The 21302-nt window shown below is 58.7% G+C and carries 18 protein-coding genes and 1 pseudogene; 11 read left to right on the top strand and 8 right to left on the bottom strand.

The annotated features are described in order from the left end of the window. Positions 1–19: 19 nt before the first annotated feature. On the top strand, positions 20–1453 hold the full coding sequence (locus FHW76_RS16530) for a glycoside hydrolase family 32 protein (protein ID WP_183476885.1): 1434 nt from the start codon (positions 20–22) through the stop codon (positions 1451–1453). Positions 1454–1574: 121 nt separating this feature from the next. Then, the gene (locus tag FHW76_RS16535; protein WP_022064921.1) at positions 1575–2918 is read left to right on the top strand and encodes a carbohydrate porin; all 1344 of its coding nucleotides are present in this window, start codon (positions 1575–1577) and stop codon (positions 2916–2918) included. Positions 2919–2977: 59 nt separating this feature from the next. On the opposite strand, the gene FHW76_RS16540 is transcribed toward FHW76_RS16535, so the two are convergent. From FHW76_RS16540 to FHW76_RS16560, 5 genes are all read right to left on the bottom strand, one after another. Continuing rightward, complete coding sequence (locus tag FHW76_RS16540; RefSeq protein WP_008806348.1) at positions 2978–4264, bottom strand: ABC transporter substrate-binding protein; 1287 nt, start codon at positions 4262–4264, stop codon at positions 2978–2980. 16 nt (positions 4265–4280) lie between these two features. Further along, positions 4281–5408 carry an ABC transporter ATP-binding protein gene (locus FHW76_RS16545; RefSeq protein WP_008806347.1) on the bottom strand — a complete coding sequence of 376 codons (1128 nt, stop codon included), beginning with the start codon at positions 5406–5408 and terminating at the stop codon, positions 4281–4283. Between the two features lie 12 nt (positions 5409–5420). After that, complete coding sequence (locus tag FHW76_RS16550; RefSeq protein ID WP_008806346.1) at positions 5421–6323, bottom strand: carbohydrate ABC transporter permease; 903 nt, start codon at positions 6321–6323, stop codon at positions 5421–5423. After that, complete coding sequence (locus FHW76_RS16555; RefSeq protein ID WP_004205419.1) at positions 6316–7206, bottom strand: carbohydrate ABC transporter permease; 891 nt, start codon at positions 7204–7206, stop codon at positions 6316–6318. Before FHW76_RS16555 ends, FHW76_RS16550 begins: the two co-directional genes overlap by 8 nt. 453 nt (positions 7207–7659) lie before the next feature. Further along, positions 7660–7986 carry a cupin domain-containing protein gene (locus FHW76_RS16560; RefSeq protein WP_012540645.1) on the bottom strand — a complete coding sequence of 109 codons (327 nt, stop codon included), beginning with the start codon at positions 7984–7986 and terminating at the stop codon, positions 7660–7662. Positions 7987–8125: 139 nt separating this feature from the next. On the opposite strand from FHW76_RS16560, the gene FHW76_RS16565 reads away from it, so the two are divergent. Beyond that, positions 8126–8839 carry an aspartate/glutamate racemase gene (locus FHW76_RS16565; RefSeq protein ID WP_008806343.1) on the top strand — a complete coding sequence of 238 codons (714 nt, stop codon included), beginning with the start codon at positions 8126–8128 and terminating at the stop codon, positions 8837–8839. On the opposite strand, the gene FHW76_RS16570 is transcribed toward FHW76_RS16565, so the two are convergent. Next, complete coding sequence (locus FHW76_RS16570) at positions 8805–9731, bottom strand: LysR family transcriptional regulator (protein ID WP_009308578.1); 927 nt, start codon at positions 9729–9731, stop codon at positions 8805–8807. The genes FHW76_RS16565 and FHW76_RS16570 overlap by 35 nt on opposite strands. A 136-nt stretch (positions 9732–9867) precedes the next feature. Between FHW76_RS16570 and lysA the strand changes: the two genes are divergently transcribed. Continuing rightward, complete coding sequence (gene lysA / locus FHW76_RS16575; RefSeq protein ID WP_008806341.1) at positions 9868–11130, top strand: diaminopimelate decarboxylase; 1263 nt, start codon at positions 9868–9870, stop codon at positions 11128–11130. Here lysA and FHW76_RS16580 read toward each other — a convergent pair. Next, entirely contained in the window at positions 11123–12124 is a 1002-nt protein-coding gene (locus tag FHW76_RS16580; RefSeq protein ID WP_162493303.1) for a LacI family DNA-binding transcriptional regulator, read from the bottom strand. The genes lysA and FHW76_RS16580 overlap by 8 nt on opposite strands. Positions 12125–12423: 299 nt before the next feature. Here FHW76_RS16580 and FHW76_RS16585 point away from each other — a divergent pair, with 299 nt between their 5' ends. From FHW76_RS16585 to FHW76_RS16600, 4 genes are all read left to right on the top strand, one after another. Beyond that, entirely contained in the window at positions 12424–13761 is a 1338-nt protein-coding gene (locus tag FHW76_RS16585) for a PTS sugar transporter subunit IIC (RefSeq protein WP_183476842.1), read from the top strand. Positions 13762–13768: 7 nt separating this feature from the next. After that, positions 13769–15196, top strand: a complete 1428-nt coding sequence (locus FHW76_RS16590; RefSeq protein WP_004149636.1) for a glycoside hydrolase family 1 protein — start codon at positions 13769–13771, stop codon at positions 15194–15196. 67 nt (positions 15197–15263) lie between these two features. Further along, positions 15264–16037 (top strand): GntR family transcriptional regulator, encoded by a 774-nt coding sequence (locus tag FHW76_RS16595; protein WP_002915985.1) that lies wholly within the window; start codon positions 15264–15266, stop codon positions 16035–16037. Further along, the gene (locus tag FHW76_RS16600) at positions 16034–16513 is read left to right on the top strand and encodes a GNAT family N-acetyltransferase (RefSeq protein WP_004174522.1); all 480 of its coding nucleotides are present in this window, start codon (positions 16034–16036) and stop codon (positions 16511–16513) included. The genes FHW76_RS16595 and FHW76_RS16600 overlap by 4 nt, the downstream gene beginning before the upstream one ends. Here FHW76_RS16600 and galR read toward each other — a convergent pair. Further along, entirely contained in the window at positions 16474–17490 is a 1017-nt protein-coding gene (gene galR, locus FHW76_RS16605; protein ID WP_002915981.1) for an HTH-type transcriptional regulator GalR, read from the bottom strand. The genes FHW76_RS16600 and galR overlap by 40 nt on opposite strands. Positions 17491–17583: 93 nt before the next feature. Between galR and FHW76_RS16610 the strand changes: the two are divergent. The 3 genes and pseudogenes from FHW76_RS16610 to lplT form a co-directional block, all read left to right on the top strand. Further along, positions 17584–17826, top strand: a pseudogene (locus tag FHW76_RS16610) (hypothetical protein); the annotation flags it as partial. An 86-nt stretch (positions 17827–17912) separates the two neighbouring features. Beyond that, positions 17913–20072, top strand: a complete 2160-nt coding sequence (aas, locus tag FHW76_RS16615) for a bifunctional acyl-ACP--phospholipid O-acyltransferase/long-chain-fatty-acid--ACP ligase (RefSeq protein ID WP_002915977.1) — start codon at positions 17913–17915, stop codon at positions 20070–20072. Continuing rightward, positions 20065–21258 (top strand): lysophospholipid transporter LplT, encoded by a 1194-nt coding sequence (gene lplT, locus FHW76_RS16620; RefSeq protein WP_004185495.1) that lies wholly within the window; start codon positions 20065–20067, stop codon positions 21256–21258. Before aas ends, lplT begins: the two co-directional genes overlap by 8 nt. Positions 21259–21302: the final 44 nt, after the last annotated feature.

Genomic DNA, 21302 nt, shown 5'->3' on the forward strand with positions numbered 1-21302 from the left:
ATCAAAAAGAGTGAAAATGATGACTTACACAATCTCCCGGGCTGAACAGGTACTGCAGACACAACGCCAGGCGCTCAATCTGCGCTGGTATCCACACTATCACCTGGCGGCCCGCGCCGGGTGGATCAACGACCCTAACGGTCTGGTGTGGTTCGACGGCTGGTACCATGCCTTTTATCAGCATCACCCGTATTCCACCCAGTGGGGGCCGATGCACTGGGGGCACGCGCGCAGTAAGGATCTGGTGCACTGGGAGCACCTGCCGGTGGCGCTGGCGCCGGAGGGGCCGGAAGATAAAGACGGCTGCTTCTCCGGTTCGGCGGTGGTCGATGGTGATACCCTGGCGCTGATTTATACCGGGCATAAGTTCCACGGCGATCCTGGCGACGAAGCCAATCTGTATCAGGTGCAGTGTCTGGCCACCAGCCGCGACGGGATCCACTTTGAGCGCCAGGGGATGGTGGTCGACACCCCTCCAGGCATGCACCACTTCCGCGATCCGAAGGTCTGGCGGGAAGGGGATAGCTGGTACATGATCGTCGGCGCGCGCGAAGGCGATACCGGCCAGGTGCGGCTGTACCGTTCAACCGATCTGCGCCAGTGGCAGGATGCGGGCGTGCTGGATGAAGCGGAAAGCACCATGGGCTACATGTGGGAGTGCCCGGACTTCTTCACTCTCAACGGTAAGCGCGTCCTGATGTTTTCCCCACAGGGGATGCAGGCCGAAGGGTTCAGCAACCGCAATCTGTTCCAGAGCGGCTATCTGATCGGCGAGTGGCAGCCGGGGCAGCGTTTTATTCGCCACGGCGACTTCCGGGAGATGGACCACGGCCACGATTTCTATGCCCCGCAAAGCTTCGCCACCCCCGATGGCCGGCGGATCGTGATTGGCTGGCTGGATATGTGGGAATCGCCGCTGCCGGAGCAGCAGGACGGCTGGGCGGGCATGCTCTCCCTGCCGCGCGAGCTGAGCCTGAGCGCGGATAACCGCCTGCAGATGCGCCCGGCGAAAGAAGTGGAGAGCCTGCGTGGCGCCTGGTTCCCGTGGCCGGTCAGCACCCTGAACAACCAGCAGACGACGATGGTCGACAACTGCGAGGCGATGGAGGTGCACCTGCACTGGGACTGCGCCCGCAGCAGCGCTGAGCAGTATGGTCTGCGCTTTGGCGAGGGCCTGCGCATCTACGTGGATGCCCAACAGCAGCGTCTGGTGGTGGAGCGGTATTATCCGCAGTTTGGCCTGTGCGGGACGCGCAGCGTGCCGTTGACCGCCGGGGCGGATCTCAACCTGCGGATATTTATCGATAGCTCTTCGGTTGAGGTTTTCGTCAATGATGGCGAAGCCTGCCTGAGCAGTCGTATCTATCCGCAGGTCCCTTGCCGTGAATTAGCGTTATTTGCCTGGAGCGGCTCAGCTGCATTAACTGAAGCCGGCGCCTGGCAGCTCGAATAATAATAAGGCTGTTGTCGTTAATAACCCGTCTTTGACGATGGGCGGGTTATTATTGCCTGCATCGTCGTGCGTTACCCATTAATAACAAATTCAGTTCATTCCATAATAAAAGGGTTTACCGATGAATAAAATCTGGGTCGGGTGTTTTCTCACGTCTCTGTATCTGCCATCCGTTATGGCGCAGGCGCCGTTATCGCTGGAGGAGCGACTGGCGCAAATGGAGCAGCGGTTAAAGGCAACGGAGGCGCGCGCCGCCAGCGCAGAGGCGGAAATTAAGACACTGAAAGGCCAGCAGCAGGCCACGACGGTCGCCCGCGCGGCGCCGGCTACGCCGCGCCTGCAGCTAAACGACAATGGCGAATTAAAATTTTATGGCGACGTCGAATTTAACCTCGATGGCGCCAGCCGCACCGGCAGTCTGACGTCGGTCAAAACCAGCGCGAATAAAAGCTGGGCGCCGGGCGATAAAGAACGCTGGGATATTAATGGTCGTATTCTGCTGGGGATTGACGGCAGGCGTAATGGCGCTGACGGGAAATATGCCGGATTCAGCGTGCAGCCGCTGGCGGATATGGATGGCAAAATGAATCTCGACGATGCGGTATTTTTCTTTGGTCAGCAGGATGACTGGAAAATAAAAATAGGCCGCTTTGAAGCCTGGGATATGTTCCCCCTGAATCAGGACACCTTTATTGAATATTCAGGCAATACCGCCAACGATCTCTATTCCGACGGCTATGGCTATATTTACATGATGAAAGAGGGGCGCGGGCGCAGCAGCAGCGGCGGCAACCTTCTGTTCAGCAAAACGGTGGATAACTGGTATTTCGAGGTTAATACCCTGGTGGAGGACGGCAGTTCGCTGTTTGTCGATCAGAACTATCACGGTAACGCGCTGGAAAACCGCAAAAATGTGGTGTACGTGCGGCCGGTGGCGGTGTGGCAGTCCGGCGCCTGGTCGGCGGCCGCGGCGATAGAGAGCAATCTCGTCAACAATGCTTACGGCTATCAGAACCAGAGCGGACGCTGGGTCGACCAGTCAAATCGCACCGGCTACGGGCTGACCATGAGCTGGAACACCCTGAAAAGCGACCCGCAGGATGGGGCGGTGGTCAATCTGAGTACCGCTCTGCTGGACGCGGCGGACGAAACCGACTTCAGCGCCGGAATTAACGCCCTGTGGCATCGCGTGGAGCTGGGCTATATCTACGCGCATAACAAAATCGACCAGTTCAATATGGCCGGGGTGACCAGCGAATGCGATGGCGACTGCGCTATCTTGGCGCCGGGGCGCTATGACATCCATACCCTGCACACCTCCTGGCAGTTGCCGAATATTATGGCGATGCCGAACTTCAATATTTACCTTGGCGCCTATGCTTCGTGGCTCGATTCCACGGCAGCGAAGAGCGGGAATCCCGATGAACGCTACGGCGCTCGGGTGCGTTTTAAATATTTTTTCTGACAGGATACTCAGGCAGACTCTCCCGCGGCGGACGCCGCGGGAGGTTTCCGACGGGCACGTTAGCGCATCGCGCGGCGCAGAATGCGGTCGGTCTGGCGCTGGAAGTCCTCGGCCGCTTCTTCCACCGACTTTTTACCGTAGTCGATGTACTGCAGGGTGGTGCCGAACTGGGCGACGATCTGCGGATCGTCGAAGTACGGGGAGACCGGCAGGGTCGTGGGCAGGGATTGTGCCAGTTTCAGGCCAGACACCGCCGGATCGTCGGCTTTGATGATCCCGTCCTCGGTCAGGTAGTTGACCGCCGCTTTACTCAGCGGTACTCCACGCTCCAGTCCGAGAATATCCACCCCTTCTTTACTGTTCAGCAGGAAGTTAATCACTTTCGCCGCCGCCTGCGGGTTTTTCGTCGATTTGCCAATCGACAACATTTGCGCGGGCTTGAAGAACAGTCCGGCGTCGGTGGCGCCCGGCAGCATCGGGTATTCCCCCAGCACCAGCTTCGCCGGCGGCTTCAGGTTATCGGAATATTTGTTGATGGTGGAGTTCCACATGTAGGTGCCGCCCCATTCACCCTGGATCCACGGCTTCATCTCGTACATGTTGCTCTTGCCGAACGAGGCATAGTAGCGGGTGTCCGGCATCACATGGTTGTCGATAAGCTTCTTATACATACCGAAGAAATCTGCCCACTGCGCTTTGCTGTAGGAGAATTTGCGACCCTTCTCATCGATGGCCGGCTGATTGTATTTTTGCACCATATAAGAGTTGAGCAGCGCCAGCACGTCCTGGTGTTCGAGCACGACCGGGTAGTACTGTTTCCCGAGCTTGCTTTCGAAGGTTTTGCCCGCCGCCATAAGCTCATCCCAGGTTTTCGGGAAGGCGATGCCCGCCTTTTTCCACGCTTCGTCGTTAAAGTAGAAGACGCGGGCGGTGACGGAAATGGGAATACCGTTAAGCTTGCCGTTGACCGTGGTGGACTGCAGCTCTTTGGCATCGAACTGGCTGAGGTCGATCTCGTCTTTCAGGGTATTGAGATCGTAAAAGCCCTCGCCATTTTTCGAAAAGATCGGCAACCAGTTCCAGTTGGTCTGCATCACGTCAGGCTCAGTGCCGCCGGCAATCTGGGTGGTCAGGCGCGAAAGATGGCCGTCCCAGCCGGTGTATTCTGCTTTGACGTTAATGTCGGGATGTTGTTTGTGGAATTCCTCCAGCGCCTTGAGGGTGACCTGATGGCGGCCGTTGCCCCCCCACCAGGACATACGAAGGTCGACATCCTTCGCCATTGACGGTAATGCGGTAAGGCCCAGAGTGGCGGAGATGACGGCGCTTAAAAGCACGTTTTTCATTTTAATACTCCAGTGTTCACAGAGAGAGGTTCTGTTCGGTTTTCGCGTCAAAGATGTGACACTTATTGAGATCAAATTTGAAATACACCTTGCGATGAAGGCCCTTCTCGAGCATGGGTTTCGCTTCATCGGACGGCACGCGGGCGGTCAGCTCATAATCAGCAACCTTCAGATAAACAAAGAATTCATGTCCCATGTTTTCCACACGTACCATTTCACCCGTGCAGGAACCCTCGGCAAAGGGTTCATCGGAGAGAGAGACAAACTCCGGGCGCACGCCAAAGAAAACCTGCTGATTCTTATGGGTCTCAACTTTGCTTTGCAGTAGGTCGTTGAGCGGCAGTCGCTGATCGCCCAGCGTCAGATGCAGGCGACCGTCGTGCTCAACCAGCTGGCTGGGGCGAATATTCATCTCCGGCGCGCCGATGAACCCGGCGACAAACATATTTTTCGGCTGGTGGTAGAGATTGTCTGGCGTATCAACCTGCATAATGTGGCCGAGCTTCATCACGCAGATGCGGTCGCCCATGGTCATCGCTTCCGTCTGATCGTGGGTGACGTAGACGGTGGTCGCCGGTTTGCCGGATTTTTTCAACTGCTTATGCAGATCGGAAATGCGGATCCGCATCGAGGCGCGCAGTTTGGCGTCAAGGTTGGAGAGCGGTTCGTCGAACAGGAAAACGTCCGGTTTTTTGACGATCGCCCGACCCACCGCCACGCGCTGCGCCTGGCCGCCGGAGAGCTGGCGCGGCAGGCGATCGAGCAGTTCTTCCAGTTCGAGAATTTTCGCCGCTTCTTCCACCTGTCTGTCGATTTGCGCCTTCGGCAGCTTGCTCAGCTTCAGGCCGAAGGCGAGGTTTTCGCGCACCGTCATATGCGGATAGAGGGCGTAGTTCTGGAACACCATCGCGATGCCACGTGATTTTGGCGCCAGGTTGTTGACGATTTTGTCCCCAATCCGCACCTCGCCGCCGCTGATGGTTTCCAGACCCGCCAGCATGCGCAGGGTGGTCGATTTGGCGCAGCCGGAGGGGCCGACGATCACCATAAATTCGCCATCGGCAATCTTCAGGTCGATACCATGCACCGCTTTAAACCCGTTGGAGTAAACTTTTTCCAGTTTGTTGAAAATGACTTCAGCCATGATATTTCCCTCTTAACCTTTGATTCCGCTGCTGGTCACGCCCTGCACGAAGTAGCGTTGAGCCAGGAAGAAGACAATGATGGACGGCAGAATGGAGATACTCGCCATTGCCAGAATTTCGTTCCACGGCGCGCCTTCCGTGACGTCGATGGACATTTTTAGCGCCAGCGCGATGGGATACTTATCGACGCTGTAGACGTAGATCAGCGGGCCGATAAAGTCGTTCATCGACCACATGAACTGGAACAGCGCCACCGAGATAATGGCCGGCTTGAGGATCGGCACCACCACGTACCACAGCACCTGGATGGAGTTGCAGCCGTCGATCTGCGCCGCCTCTTCCATATCGCGTGGGACGCCGCGCAGAAACTGGATCAGCATGAAGACAAAGAATCCCTGGGTGGCGAAGGCCAGCGGCAGGTACAGCGGCAGATAGCTGTTCAGCATCCCCATTTCACGGAACATCAGGTACTGCGGGATCAGCAGGACGGTGCTCGGCAGCAGCATGGTGGTGATGAGCGTTGCGAACCAGAACTTCTTCCACGGGATCTCAAAGCGTGCAAAGCCGTACGCCACGATGGTGGAGGAGATGATCGTTAACACCACCTTCGGGATCACATACTTAAAGGTGTTAAGCATATAGTGGCCGAAATGGTATTCGGTGCCGGTTTTCCAGCCATTAATAAACCCGTCCCAGGTCGCGTGGGCAGGCCACAGTCCGAGGGTGGTGAAGATCTCATGGTTCGGCTTGAACGAGGCGGAGAACATCCACGCCAGCGGGTAGAGCATCAGCAGGCCGACGAATATCAACACGACGTAGCGTACCACCCGACTCACCTTTTCCCGACGCAGCGTACGAGCGACCTCACGATCGGCGTTGCTCATTACCGGCGCCATCTGTTGAATATCAGCCATTTTTGCCTCCCTTATCGGCGGAGTAGAAGACCCAGTATTTCGATGATTTAAAGGCTATCGATGCAAAGACCGCGACGACGAGGAACAGCACCCACGCCAGCGCGGCGCCATAGCCCATGTCGAAGTACTTAAAGGCGGTATCGTAGATATAGAGTGAGAACAGGTAGGTGTAATAGGTTGGGCCGCCGCCGGTTATCACGTACGGGCCGGTAAACTCCTGGAACGCCTGAGTGGTCTGCATAATAAAGTTGAAGAAAATGACCGGAGTGATCAGCGGCACGGTGACCTTCATGAACATCTGCCACTTTGAGGCGCCGTCGATCATCGCCGCCTCATACTGCGACTGCGGAACGTTCTGCAGCGCGGCGAGGAAGATGACCATCGCGGAACCAAACTGCCAGACGCGCAGCAGGGTGACCGACATCAGCGCCAGCGAAGGCTCCCCCAGCCAGTTGACGGCATCGATGCCAAAGACGGCGAGGAAGCTATTCAGCAGGCCGTCAATGGCGAACAGGGCGCGCCACAGTACCGCAATAGCCACTGAGCTGCCGAGAATCGACGGAATGTAGTAGGCGGTACGGAAAAAGCCGATGCCGCGCAGTTTGAAATTGAGCACAAAAGCAATGCCGAGGGCGAAAGCCAGTTTTAAGGGAATAGTTAAAAAAACGTAGGCAAAGGTCACGCCCATCGATTTCCAGAACAGGCTGTCCTCGGTCAACATATAGCGATAGTTTTCGATGCCGTTAAATACCGGTGGGCTCATCAAGTCGTACTCAGTAAAACTGAGAAAGAAAGATGAAACAAAGGGAAAAGCGGTAAAGACGATCAGCCCGATGATATAGGGTGATATCCATGCCAATCCCAGCAGCTTGTTTTCATTCATACATACCTACCTGGCTTACGAGTTGTAATACGGATTCGGTGACGCGGCGCTGTCGGCCTTTTCGCCTGACAACGCAAAAATGTCTGAACGCTTCCTCTGATTAACATGTCCTTGTTAATGAATGGGTTATTATTTAAGTGAGCCAGCAAGTGGCGTGCTGTCAGGCTCGCTTTTATGCTGCTCTATTTTTTATAAAACACCGTTTTAATTTCATTTTATTGCGATTTATTTCTGCGTCATGCAGATCAGGATGGAAATGTGATCAAAGTCGAAACGATGTTTCAAAAAGGTGAGGTGGTAAGCATTTTAGGGGGCTGCGGGAGCCTGAAAAGAATGAAGGTTCAGCGTTAACTGAGTGAAAAATATTATTACCAGGATAATGATTGTGACGGCATCTTTTTTAATGCCTGCAGTAACACGTAAACCGGGGGCGGTAAACGCCCCCATCATGGATCAGCGTGAGAGAAAATCTTCGCGGACCGGCGTGAAGGTATCGAGCAGCGTGCCGGGCTGCAGGCAGACGCAGCCGTGCATGATCCCTGGCTGCTTATACAACGTATCGCCGGCACTGACGACGCGCGTCTCCTCGCCGATGGTGAATTCAAACTCACCGGAGAGCACATAGGTGAGCTGTTCGTGGGGATGGTTATGCATCGGGCCGACGGCGCCGGCGGCAAAATTCACCTCCACGGCCATCATTTTTCCGTCGTGGGCCAGAATGCGGCGGGTTACGCCATTGCCGAGGTCTTCAAGGGTGGTGTCTTTATGGAAAATAAACATCGGGCGGTCCTGTTGTTAAAGTGAAACATTGTTTCATTTAACTTATCCCACTCTTCATGAAAAAGAAATACGCGGCCAGAGAAGTGGAAAGTTGATCACAAGTTTGCTTCACTGGCAGAAACGACATAAGGAGCAGAAGATGAAAACCATTGGCCTGTTAGGCGGCATGAGCTGGGAGTCCACGATCCCCTATTATCGGTTGATCAATGAGGGCGTTAAGGCGCGACTGGGCGGCCTGCACTCTGCCAGCCTGGTGCTGCACAGCGTCGATTTTCACGACATCGAAGCCTGCCAGTCCGCCGGCGACTGGGATCGCGCCGGGGAGATCCTTGCTGAAGCCGCGGTTGGGCTGCAGCAGGCGGGGGCCGAAGGCATTGTCCTGTGCACCAACACTATGCATAAAGTCGCGGATGCCATCGCCGCCCGCTGCCAGGTTCCCTTCCTGCATATTGCCGATGCCACCGGGCGGGCGATTGCCGCCAAAGGCCAGCGCCGGGTCGCGCTGCTGGGCACCCGCTATACCATGGAGCAGACCTTTTACCGCGGTCGTCTGCTGGAGCAGTTTGCCATCGAGACGTTGATCCCCGAGGCTGACGATCGGGCGCGGATCAATCAGATCATCTTCGACGAACTCTGTCTCGGCACTTTCAGCGAGGCGTCGCGGGATTATTATCTGCAGGTGATCGCCGCCCTGGCGGAGCAGGGGGCGGAAGGGGTTATTTTCGGCTGTACGGAAATTGGCCTGCTGGTGCCTGCCGAGCTCAGCCCGCTGCCGGTCTTTGACACTGCGGCGATCCACGCAGAAGACGCGGTCAACTTTATGCTCTCTGCAGGACCGACGCCAGCGGCGTGAGGATCTGCGGCAGACTCTGCTGCAGGTGGGCAACAAAGGCGTCGACCAGCGCCGAGCGCGGGCGGTGGAGAGGGCGGATCAGGCTGACGGTAAACGGCACCTCGACGCTGAAGCGGCGCACCACCACGCCGCTATCGGCATAGTCCAGGGCGGTTAACGGATTCACCACCGAGATCCCGGCGCCGGCGCGCACCATGGCGCAGATCGAGGCCGCGCTGTGGGTTTCGACCACCATCCGCCGTTTAACCTGATGCTCAAGGAACAGGGCGTCGAGCAGCTGGCGATAGCTGTCGGTGCGCGACAGGCTGATGTAGTTTTCGCCCTGAAAATCGGCGGGGGTCAGCGTCGCCTGCGCCGCCAGCGGATGGCCGGCGGGCAGCACGCAGACTTCATTCAGCGTCAGCAGCGGGGTGCGTTCGGTGCCCGCGGGGGTATGCAGGGTCTCCGTCAGGCCAAGGTCATGGCGCTGGGCGGAGAGCCACTCCTCCAGCAGCGGCGACTCCTGGGGGACGATCTGCAGGCTGACCTCCGGATAGCGAGAGAGAAACGGCGGCAACAGCAGCGGCAGAAAGGACTGGGAAAACACCGGCAGACAGGCGATCGACAGCTCGCCCTGGCGGAACTCGCGCAGGCTCTCGGCGGCGCTGACGATACGGTCCAGGCCATACCAGGAGCGCTGAACCTCCTCAAACAAACGCAGGCCCTGCACCGTCGGCTGCAGGCGACCGCGGGTCCGCTCAAACAGCTGCAGGCCGAGCACCTTCTCAAAGCGCGCCAGCTCGCGACTGACGGTGGGTTGCGAGGTGTGCAGCATCCGCGCCGCTTCGGTCAGGTTGCCGGTGGTCATCACCGCGTGAAAGATTTCGATATGACGCAAATTGACGGCTGGCATGCGGTCTCCGTGAGGCTCGGCTGGAACCATATCATTTTTGCATAGAGTCGCGATAAAACGATATTTTTTATTCGTCTGTCACTGTGGCGTAATCAGAAAAAACAGCGACCAACACACGCACTGCACCGGAGTTCTTATGCCACACTCGCTTTACGCCACCGATACTGACCTGACCGCGGACAACCTGCTGCGCCTGCCGGCGGAATTTGGCTGCCCGGTCTGGGTCTATGATGCGCAGATTATTCGCCGCCAGATAGCCCAGCTCAGCCAGTTCGACGTGGTGCGTTTTGCGCAAAAAGCCTGCTCTAACATTCATATTCTGCGTCTGATGCGTGAGCAGGGGGTGAAGGTGGACTCGGTGTCGCTGGGGGAGATCGAGCGGGCGCTGGCGGCAGGCTACGATCCGCAGCAGAATCCAGAGGATATCGTCTTCACCGCCGATCTGATCGACGACGCCACCCTCGATCGGGTGAAGGCGTTACAGATCCCGGTGAACGCCGGCTCGATCGACATGCTGAGCCAGCTGGGCGAGGTGTCGCCGGGCCATCGCGTCTGGCTGCGCGTCAACCCGGGCTTTGGCCACGGCCACAGCCAGAAAACCAATACCGGCGGTGAGAATAGCAAGCATGGCATCTGGTACAGCCACCTGCCGGCGGCGCTGGAAGTGATGCGTCGCTATCAGCTGCAGCTGGTCGGGATCCATATGCATATCGGCTCTGGCGTTGACTATGGTCACCTGGAGCAGGTGTGCGGCGCGATGGTGCGCCAGGTCGTCGACTTTGGCCAGGATCTGCAGGCCATCTCCGCCGGCGGCGGTCTGTCGATTCCTTACCGCGAAGGTGAAGAGGCCATCGACACCGCCCACTATTATGGCCTGTGGAACCGCGCCCGGGAGCAGATCGCGGCCCATCTGGGGCACCCGGTGAAACTGGAGATTGAGCCAGGACGCTTCCTGGTGGCCGAGTCCGGCGTGCTGGTGTCGCAGGTGCGCAGTGTGAAAGAGATGGGCAGCCGTCACTTCGTGCTGATTGACGCCGGCTTTAACGACCTGATGCGCCCGGCAATGTACGGTAGCTATCACCATATCACCGCTCTGGCGGCGGATGGTCGCGATCTCAGCGCCGCGCCGCAGGTGGAAACCGTGGTGGCCGGGCCGCTGTGCGAATCCGGGGACGTCTTTACCCAGCAGGAAGGGGGCAAAGTCGAGACCCGCCTGCTGCCGGCGGTGGTGCCTGGGGACTATCTGGTGCTCCATGACACCGGCGCCTACGGGGCTTCGATGTCATCCAACTATAACAGCCGTCCGCTGCTGCCGGAGGTGCTGTTTGATGGCGGCAAGGCGCGGCTGATCCGCCGTCGCCAGACCATTCAGGAGCTGCTGGCCTTAGAGCTTATTTAAAAAAAGGTCCCGTCGTTACCGACTCGCGCAACACCAGCGTGCCGGTAAACGGCGGGATCGTTTCTATCGGCTGCTGGTTAGCAAGCTTGATCGCCTGATCGATAGCCGTGGTGATCATGTTGTCGATCGGCAGATAGACCGTCGACAGCCCCGGCTCCAGCCATTTCGCGCTTGGCGCATCGTCGAAGCCAAACAGCGACACATCCTGCGGAATACGCAGCCCCGCCTGATGCAGCGCCTTTGACGCCCCCAGCGCCATATCATCGTTACAGGAAAACAGCGCGCTGAAGCGGGCTTTCTCGTCCAGCAGTTCCCGGCACAGTTCGTAGCCGCGGGTCATCGTCGAGTCCCCGTACTTCACCCGGCTCGGATCCCACTCAATACCATGTTTTATCAGCGCGTTGCGGTAGCCCTGCAGGCGAGCCTGGCCGGTAGGGGTGTGCATCGGGACGGTCATGCAGGCGATATCGCGGTGGCCCTGGGTAATCAGATACTCAACGGCCTGAAAGGCGGCTTCCTGCTGCTCGAAGAACACGCAGCGTTCGCGGGCCTGCGCCACATCGCGGTTAATCACCACCAGCGGCATGGCGATCGAATTAATCAGCGACATGATCGCCTTTTCGCTCATGTGCCGGGTATAGAGGATGATCGCATCGCATTGCCGGTCGGCGAGCATCTGCACCGCTTCCTCTTCGCGCTCCGGCGTATCATGACCGTCAGTGACGATAAGCTGCTTTCCCCAGGCTTCCGTCTGGCGTGAAGCCTGCTGCAGCAGACGGCCAAAGTAGAAGCCGTCGAAGGTGGAGACGACCAGCCCGATACTATTGCTGGTCTGATTGGCCAGCGAGCGTGCGAGAAAATTCGGTCGGTAGCCCAGCTCTTCCATCGCTTTAAAGACCTGTTGGCGGGTGCTCTCTTTCACCTGACCTGTGCCGTTCAACACGCGGGAAACCGTCGCTTTCGAGACGCCTGCGCGAATTGAGACATCCAGCATTGTAGCCATTCATCGATTCCTGATTTCACGTGGTAAAGCGCAGTTTATCACAGACCGAAAAGGGACATATCGACGGGGCGGGGCGGAAAAACCATCGCGATCACGCTTTTGGCAGGAACTGACGAGCCGGCATAGTCTGGTATGCCAATGTCGATTCTATCGGATATTTGGGATACCACAGTGCGCGTTGCGAGCGCTGTCACAGAACTATTTTTGCCTGGCGACTATGTTTTGGTATGCCAAAAGTCTCTGGCTGTTCACCTGGCCGCAATAAGCCCTTTACTCTGAGGTACTCTTTTATGGCATTACAGGACAAACTGATCGACGCGCTGGGGCGTTTCGCGACGACATTCAACAGCTATCGCTACATTATGGCGATCAAATCGGCGTTTATTACTCTGATGCCGGTGATCATCGTCGGGGCCTTTTCGGTACTGATCTCCAATATGGTGCTGGATCCGAAGAATGGGCTCGCCAGCTTTTCCTCGCTCTCCTTTCTTGCGGCGCTGAAGCCGATCACCAGCGCGCTTAACTACGCCACGCTCAACTTCCTCAATATCGGCGCCGTGTTTCTGATCGGTATTGAGCTGGGGCGAATCAACGGCATCAAAAGCCTGTTTCCCGGCCTGTTGGCGGTGATCTGCTTTATCTGCGTCACGCCGACCACGGTGGAGATGATGGTCGATGGCCAGATGCACGTGGTGAAAGATGTCCTGCTGCGCCAGTTCTCCGATACCCGCAGCCTGTTCCTCGGGATGTTCATCGCCATTCTGTCAGTGGAGATTTACTGCTGGCTGGAAGGGCGCAAGGGACTGAAGATCAAAATGCCGGATACCGTGCCGCCGAACGTCTCTGCCTCTTTTTCCGCGCTGATCCCGGCGATCATCACTACCACCGCGATCGCCACCTTTGGTTTTCTCTTTCACCAGCTGACGGGAATGTATCTCTACGATGCGGTCTACCAGGTGGTGCAGCAGCCGCTGGAGCGGGTGGTGCAGAGCCTGCCGGGGATCCTGCTGCTGATGTTCGTCGCCCAGCTGTTCTGGGTGATCGGCATTCACGGCAACCAGATGATCAAGCCGATCCGCGAGCCGCTGCTGCTGGGAGCGATCACCGTCAATATGAGCGCTTTTGAGCAGGGGAAAGAGGTACCGAACATCATCACGATGCCCTTCTGGGATGTCTACATGAGCATCGGCGGCTCGGGGCTGACCATCGGCCTGCTGATTGCGGTGATGATCGCCACCAGACGCAAAGAGATGAAAGAGATCGCCAAGCTGTCGATAGGCCCGGGGCTGTTCAATATTAACGAGCCGGTGATCTTCGGGATGCCGATCATGCTCAACCCGATCCTCGCCATCCCGTTTATCATCATCCCGCTGGTGACCGGCAGCATCGGCTATTTCGCCACCCTGACCGGCTTCGCCGGCAAGGCGGTGGTGATGGTCCCCTGGACCACGCCGCCGCTGATCAACGCCTGGCTCTCCACCGCCGGCTCGATGGGGGCGGTGGTGACCCAGCTTATCTGCATCGTCGTCGCGGTGCTTATCTATCTGCCTTTCGTCAAAATCGCCTCCCGCCGTGCCGATGCCGCGCAGCGTCAGGTAGACAATCAACAAACCGCCAACCCTGTCTGAGGAGCCTATGACTACCGTACGGATGACCATTCCCGATGATTTTATCCTTGGCGCGGCGGCTTCCGCCTGGCAGACCGAAGGCTGGAGCGGGAAAAAACCAGGGCAGGACTCCTGGCCCGATCTCTGGTACAAAAACGATCGCCACGTCTGGCATAACGGCTATGGCCCGGCGGTGGCCACCGATTTTATCAACCGCTTTCAGGAAGATGTGCAGCTGATGAAGCTGGCCGGGCTGACCCACTACCGCACCTCAATCAACTGGTCGCGCTTTCTGACCGACTATGAAAACGTCACGGTGGATGAGGAGTATGCGGCCTATTACGACCAGCTGTTCGATGCGCTGCTGGCCAACGGCATCACGCCGATGATCTGCCTTGAGCATTATGAATTGCCCGGCTATCTGCTGGAAAAGTATGGCGGCTGGGGGTCGAAAACGGTGGTTGAGCTGTTTGTGCGCTATGCGGAGAAGGTGTTTGCCCGCTACCACCCGAAGGTGACGCGCTGGTTTACCTTTAATGAGCCAATTGTGGTGCAGACCCGGGTCTATCTGGATGCTCTGCGCTGGCCCTATGAGCAGAACACCAGCACCTGGATGCAGTGGAACTATCATAAGGTGCTGGCGACCGCCAGCGTCGTGAAGCGGTTTCGCGAGCTCGGCTATCCCGGGACCGTCGGCTGCATCCTCAATCCGGAGGTGACCTACCCACGCTCACGCGCCCCCCATGACCTGCGCGCGGCGGAGATCTACGATCTGTTCTACAACCGCATGTTCCTCGACCCGCTGGTGCACGGCGTCTGGCCGCCGGAGCTTCTCGCGCTGCTTGAGCAGCATCAGGTGACGTGGGAGACCAGCGAGGAGGATCTGGCGGTTATCCGCGAGCACACCGTCGATGAGCTGGGGATTAATCTTTACTACCCGCACCGGGTCAAAGCCCCGTCGCGGGCCTGGCATCCGCACACCCCGTTCCATCCGGCCTGGTATTATGAGCCGTTTGAGCTGCCCGGCCGGCGGATGAACGCCTCCCGCGGCTGGGAAATCTACCCGCAAATCATCTTTGATATGGCGATGCGGATAAAAAATGACTATCGCAACATCCCGTGGTTCGTGGCGGAGAGCGGGATGGGGGTGGAAAACGAAGGCCAGTTCCGTAACCGCGAAGGCGTCATCGATGACAGCTACCGCATTCGTTTTATCAGCGAACATCTGTGGCACACCCTGCGCGCCCGCGAGGCAGGGGCCAACTGCCAGGGCTATATGCTGTGGGCGTTTACCGACAACGTATCGCCGATGAACGCCTTTAAAAACCGCTACGGGCTTATCGAAATCGATCTGCAAAACCATCGCGCCCGGCGAGCCAAAGCCTCGGCGCACTGGTTTCGTCAACTGGGCGAACGGCGTGAACTGGTGCTGGATATCGATGATGAATACCGCTAGCCGGGGGCAATATTTGCTAAGATAGCGGCGTATTTGACTCGCAGGCATGTAACGCACAGGTGATTTTGTGGAAAAAGCGATAGTTCCGCCGGAAAAGAAGCCCTATCAGGAGATTGGTGATGACCTGCGCGCCCAGATCGCGCAGGGGCGCTACCCGGTCGGGTCGCGTTTGCCGCCGGAACGCCATATTGCCGAAACCTATGGCGTCAGCCGGACCATCGTGCGCGAAGCGCTGCTGATGCTGGAGCTGCAGGGGACGGTGGATATTCGTCAGGGATCCGGGGTGTATGTCATGCGCATTCCCCACGAGAACGACAGCGAAGAGGAGCAGCTGCTCAGCAGCGACGTCGGCCCGTTTGAAATTCTCCAGGCGCGCCAGCTGCTGGAGAGCAACATCGCCGCCTTTGCCGCGAAAATGGCCACCCGCGCCGATATCGACAATCTGAAGCGGATTATTGAACAGGAGCAGCGGGCAATCGCTCTCAACGACACCGCGCAGGATAACGCTCGTCTGTTCCATCTGGTGCTCGCCGGGGCGACGCAGAACCAGATGCTGTTGGCGACGGTAGAGCGGATCTGGCTGCAGATGGACAGCAGCCCGCTGTGGCAGCAGTTCAATGTGCATATTGCCAGCCGCGCCTGGCGGCTGAAATGGCTCGGCGACCGGCAGACTCTGCTCGCCGCGCTGCGGCGTCGCGATGTGATGGGCGCCTGGCAGGCGATGTGGCAGCATCTGGAAAACGTCAAAAACAGCCTGCTGGAGCTGTCCGATGAGGACGCCCCCGACTTTGACGGCTATCTGTTCGACTCGGTGCCGATTTTTCAGGGGAAGCTGGTATGACGATCCTGCCGCTGTACGCTGCGCCGCAGTTCGCCCCGCAGGTGACCGACTGGCTGTGGCAGGCCTTTGGCGGCGAGACGCTGCCGCGGCAATTCTTCGCCAGCATCGTGCAGCATAGCCAGACGGCGGAGGCGCTGCCGTTGACCTTTATTGCGGTGGAAGGCGAGCAGTTGCTCGGCACGATTGGCCTCTGGCGCTGCGATTTGATCAGCCGCCAGGATCTGTTTCCCTGGCTGGCGGCGCTGTTCGTCGCGCCCGCCGCCCGCGGTCAGGGGCTGGCCGGAAAACTGCAGCGGCATGTGATCGATTATGCCCGCCGCGCGGGCTTTCGGGAGCTCTATCTCTACTCCGCCTGCCGGGATTTCTATGAACGCTTCGGCTGGCGCTACATCGGCGAGGGGCTGGATTACCCGGCCACCGCCGTGCACCTCTATCGCTATGACTTATCGCCTTCCTGCGGGGCGACCACCGAGTGACGACGGACCAGCGTCGGGCTGAACAGATGGGTGATCTCCGGCGCCGGCCGCTGCTCCGCCAGGGCTAAAGCCAGCTCGGCCGCCTGGGTCGCCATCGTGACGATCGGATAGCGGACGGTAGTCAACCGCGGGCGGACATAGCGCGAAATCAGGACATCGTCGAAGCCAATCAGCGAAATCTCCCGCGGAACGTCGATGCCGTTGTCATTCAGCACCCCCATCGCGCCGGCGGCCATCGAGTCGTTATAGCAGGCGACGGCGCTAAAGTGGCGACCGCGGCCAAGCAGTTCGGTCATCGCCTGTTCGCCGCCGCTTTCATCCGGCTCGGCAAACGTGACCAGCCGGTCGTTGCACGGCAGGCCGCTCTCCTCCAGCGCCGCGTAGTACCCCTGCAGCCGATCTTCCGCATCGGAGATATCATGGTTTGAGCACAGATAGCCGATACGCGTGTGCCCCTGCTGGATCAAATGGCGGGTCGCCAGCCAGGCGCCGTAGCGGTCGTCCAGCGCCACGCAGCGGGTTTCATATCCGGGCAGGATGCGGTTGATCAGCACCATGCCGGGGATCTGTTTCATTAACCCCGCCAGTTCCTCATCGGGGATCATTTTGGCGTGCACCACCAGCGCCGCGCAGCGATGGCGGATCAGCTGCTCTATCGCCTGGCGCTCCTTCTGCACGTTGTGGTAGCCATTGCCAATCAGCAAAAAATTGCCGGTGCGGTAGGCCACCTGTTCGACGGCTTTGACCATCGCGCCGAAGAAGGGGTCGGAGACATCGCCCACCACCAGGCCGACGGTTTCCGTTGACTGCTGGGCCAGCGCCCGGGCGTTCGCGTTGGGGTGATAGTTCAGGGTTTCCATCGCCGCGCCCACGGACTGACGCGAGGCTTCGCTGGCTTTGGGAGAGTTGTTGATGACGCGGGAGACGGTAGCGACGGAGACTCCTGCGAGTCGGGCTACATCCTTAATAGTCGCCATACCATGCCTTTTCTAGGGTAAGCGTTTACATACTGCTATGTTACGGGAAAGAGCGGCAGATTCAAGGCGCGGCGGCGAAGGAATGGCGCAAATGTGATTCAGCGCGGGCTTATCGGTGACCTGTTTACATTGACGCGATCGGTAATTGAAACCGGCGTAGGGAAATACAAACCTTTGCTTACACTTTGCGATGCGCTGTTGCGAATGTTCGCTGGTTTGTTCGCGGATCCGGTTGATATTCTGGCTATCCCAGAGGTATTGATAGGTGAGTTTCTCAGGTACGCTCTTCGTACTGAACGTCTTACACCGACCTGCGCGGATGCGCAGGTTTTTTTTATTCCGAAAATCCCCCCGCTGCACTGCTTTCCCATGCCTTCTCGTGTAACCTGCTTTGACTCATCAACCGGTCACATGGAGTTGTTATGCTTTTGGGATTTTTCAGACTGCTGTTCAAGGGGTTATACCGGGTCAGACTGACCGGCGACACGCAGGCTTTATACCAGCAAAAGGTCTTAATCACCCCGAACCACGTCTCTTTCCTCGACGGCATTCTGCTGGCGCTGTTTTTGCCGGTCCGACCGGTTTTTGCGGTCTATACCTCAATCAGCCAGCGCTGGTTTATGCGCGCGCTGACGCCGATTATCGATTTTGTGCCGCTGGACCCGACCAAGCCGATGTCGATCAAACATCTGGTGCGCCTGATTGAGCAGGGGCGGCCGGTGGTTATTTTCCCGGAAGGGCGAATTTCGGTCAGCGGCTCGCTGATGAAAATTTATGACGGCGCCGCCTTTGTCGCCGCCAAATCGCAGGCGACCATTGTGCCGCTGCGTATTGAAGGCGCCGAACTGACGCCCTTCAGCCGGTTGAAGGGGCTGGTGAAACGTCGCCTGTTCCCGCGTATTCAGCTGCATCTCCTGCCGCCCACCCATCTGCCGATGCCCGAGGCGCCGCGCGCCCGCGACCGGCGCAAAATCGCCGGGGAGATGCTGCATCAGATCATGATGGAAGCCCGGATGGCGGTGCGCCCGCGGGAAACCCTGTATGAGTCGCTGCTGGCGGCGCAGGACCGCTTCGGCGCGCGCAAACCCTGCGTGGAGGATATCAACTTCCAGCCGGATACCTATCGCAAGCTGCTGACCAAAACCCTGTTTGTCGCCCGCATTCTGGAAAAATACAGCCAGCCGGGCGAGAAGATCGGCCTGATGCTGCCTAACGCCGGCATCAGCGCGGCGGTGATTTTCGGCGCTATCGCCCGCGGGCGTATTCCGGCGATGATGAACTATACCGCCGGGGTGAAAGGGCTCAGCAGCGCGATAGCCGCCGCGGAGCTCAACACCATTTTCACCTCGCGCACCTTCCTCGATAAAGGCAAACTCTGGCACCTGCCGGAGCAGCTGACCCAGGTGCGCTGGGTATTCCTGGAAGATCTTAAAGGCGATATCACCCTCGCTGACAAACTGTGGATTTTTGCTCATCTGCTGGCGCCGCGTCTGGCGCAGGTTAAGCAGCAGCCGGAAGACGCGGCGATGATCCTCTTCACCTCCGGTTCCGAGGGCAATCCGAAAGGGGTGGTGCACAGCCATAAGAGTCTGCTGTCCAACGTCGAGCAGATCAAAACTATCGCCGACTTTACCGCCAATGACCGCTTTATGTCGGCGCTGCCGCTGTTCCACTCTTTTGGCCTCACCGTCGGCCTGCTGACGCCGCTGCTTACCGGGGCGGAAGTGTTTCTCTATCCCAGCCCGCTGCACTATCGCGTGGTGCCGGAGCTGGTCTACGATCGCAACTGTACGGTGCTGTTCGGCACTTCGACCTTCCTCGCCAACTATGCCCGTTTCGCCAATCCGTACGATTTCTACCGCCTGCGCTACGTGGTCGCCGGGGCGGAGAAGCTGCAGGAGAGCACCAAACAGCTGTGGCAGGATAAATTCGGCCTGCGCATTCTCGAAGGCTATGGCGTGACCGAGTGCGCGCCGGTGGTCTCGATTAACGTGCCGATGGCGGCGAAGGTCGGCACCGTGGGCCGCATCCTGCCGGGGATGGACGCCCGCCTGCTGGCGATGCCAGGCATTGATCAAGGGGGGCGGCTGCAGCTGAAAGGGCCGAACATCATGAAAGGCTACCTGCGGGTGGAAAACCCCGGCGTGCTGGAAGCGCCTGCGGCGGAAAACCAGCACGGCGAGATGGAAGCGGGCTGGTATGACACCGGGGATATCGTTACCTTCGACGAGCAGGGCTATGTCCGCATTCAGGGCCGCGCGAAGCGCTTCGCCAAAATCGCCGGCGAGATGATCTCCCTCGAGATGGTGGAGCAGGTGGCCCTCGGCGCGTCGCCGGACAAAATGCACGCCACGGCGATTAAACAGGACGCCAGCAAAGGCGAGGCGTTGGTGCTGTTTACCACCGATAATGAACTGACTCGTGAAGCCCTGCTGCGTTACGCTCGCCAGCACGGCGTACCGGAGCTGGCGGTGCCGCGAGATATACGCTGGCTGAAACAGCTACCGGTGCTCGGCAGCGGCAAGCCAGACTATGTCACCCTGAAAAATATGGTCGACGAGGCGGAAACAACCCATGAGTGAGTCAGTACATACTAACCCTTCGCTGTACTCGAAAGGGATGGTGGCGGTGATCTGCGCCCAGTTCCTGTCGGCCTTCGGCGACAATGCGCTTCTCTTCGCCACCCTGGCGCTGATGAAGCAGCTCTATTATCCGGAGTGGAGCCAGCCGGTCCTGCAGATGTTGTTTGTGGGCGCTTACATCCTCTTTGCCCCCTTTGTCGGCCAGTTCGCCGATAGCTTTGCCAAAGGCCGGGTGATGATGGTGGCCAACGGCCTGAAACTGCTCGGCGCCGGCTGCATCTGCTTCGGCGTCAATCCGTTTATCGGCTATACGCTGGTGGGGATTGGCGCCGCCGCCTATTCGCCGGCCAAGTATGGCATTCTCGGCGAACTCACCACCGGCGATAAGTTAGTGAAGGCTAACGGACTGATGGAGTCCTCGACCATCGCGGCGATCCTGCTGGGCTCCATGGCCGGCGGGATCCTCGCCGACTGGCACGTGCTGGCGGCGCTGATCGTCTGCGCGCTGGTCTACGGCGGGGCGGTAGTGGCTAACCTGTGGATACCCAGGCTGCCGGCGGCGCGTCCGGGGCAATCGTGGCGTTTTAAGCCAATGACGCACAGCTTCTTCAGCGCCTGCCGGACGCTGTGGCGCAACGGCGAAACCCGCTTTTCGCTGATGGGCACCAGCCTGTTCTGGGGCGCTGGCGTGACCCTGCGTTTCCTGCTGGTGATCTGGGTGCCGGTGGCGCTGGGCATTACCAGCAACGCCATGCCCACCTATCTTAATGCGATGGTGGCGGTGGGGATTGTGCTGGGTGCCGGGGCGGCGGCGAAGCTGGTGACCCTGGAGACGGTGTCGCGCTGTATGCCGGCCGGGATTTTGATCGGTATCGCGGTGATAGCCTTTGCGGTGCAGCAGTCGCTGCTGCCGGCGTTCGGTCTGCTGCTGCTGCTCGGGGTGTTCGGCGGGTTCTTTATCGTACCGCTGAACGCGCTGCTGCAGGAGCGTGGGAAACATTCGGTCGGGGCAGGTAACGCCATTGCGGTACAGAACCTCGGTGAGAACGTGGCTATGCTGCTGATGCTGGGGCTCTATTCCCTGGCGGTGAGCGTGGGCGTTCCACCGGTCGCCGTGGGGATAGGGTTTGGCGCGGTCTTTGCCGTGGCCATCGCCGCGCTGTGGGTCTGGGGGCGGCGTAAATAACCTCCCGGCTTGCGCTGCGCTTAACCGGGCGACGGGTTCACCAA

It is taken from the genome of Klebsiella sp. RC2 (assembly GCF_014192815.1).
Classification (GTDB): Bacteria; Pseudomonadota; Gammaproteobacteria; order Enterobacterales; family Enterobacteriaceae; genus Klebsiella; species Klebsiella variicola.